Source organism: Colwellia sp. BRX9-1, assembly GCF_014077195.1.
Classification (GTDB): domain Bacteria; phylum Pseudomonadota; class Gammaproteobacteria; order Enterobacterales; family Alteromonadaceae; genus Colwellia_A.
Window position 1 is genome coordinate 1 of the sequence record NZ_JACGVM010000061.1, and the last position, 911, is coordinate 911.

Sequence of the window (911 nt, forward strand, 5' to 3'; positions counted from 1 at the left end):
CTTTTCATTGGCTTAGATACCCATAAAACATTTACTGAAGTCGCTTATATTGAAGACCAACGTGGCGCTAAATCAACTCATCTAGGTAAAATACTCAGTAATAAAGCCGCCTTTAAAAAACTCGCACGACAATTACAATCAAAATATCCAGATGCCACACTTCATTTTGTTTACGAAGCAGGTCCTTGTGGCTATTGGATTTACCGCTTTCTCACCAGCCTTAATCATTGTTGCTATGTCATCGCACCTTCTCTTATCCCTAAAAAACCAGGAGATAAAATCAAAACCGATAAACGTGATGCGCTCAAACTTGCAAAGCTGCTCAAGTCTGAAGACTTAACATCTATCTATGTCCCTGAGCCCGAAGATGAAGCCGTACGGGACTTATCTCGGGCACGAGAAACAGGCATGAAAGACTTAAAGGATGCTAAATATCAACTTAAAGCATTGTTGTTACGTAACAACATTAACAGCAAAATAAAAGATAACTGGTCATTACAACATTTGCGTTGGCTCGCTGAATTAGTATTACCTCATCCTTGTCAGCAAATTGTTTTGCAAGAAGCGGTTTTAACCATTACTGAACGACTAAAACGCTTAAAAAGGCTGGATAATGAATTAACACATCAAGTGAAAAACTGGCGGTTTTATCCTGTAGTTAAAGCGATACAGGCGCTCCGTGGTGTGAGGTTATTAGTCGCCACAGGAGTGATTGCCGAACTAGGTGACTTATCACGGTTCGACCATCCCAGAAAATTAATGAGTTACCTTGGTCTTGTACCAAGTGAACATTCAAGTGGCGATAAACGCCATTTAGGTGCTATTACCAAATGCGGTAACAGCCGTGCAAGACGACTACTGGTCGAAGGTGCACATTCGTATAAACACAACGCCAATATTTCAAAAGAAAT

Annotated in this window: 1 protein-coding gene; it reads left to right on the plus strand. The window is 40.4% G+C overall.

Annotation, left to right across the window (positions count from 1 at the left end):
- The coding region (locus tag H4J76_RS20325) for an IS110 family transposase (RefSeq protein ID WP_182231143.1) at nucleotides 1-911 on the plus strand (911 nt) is incomplete at both ends.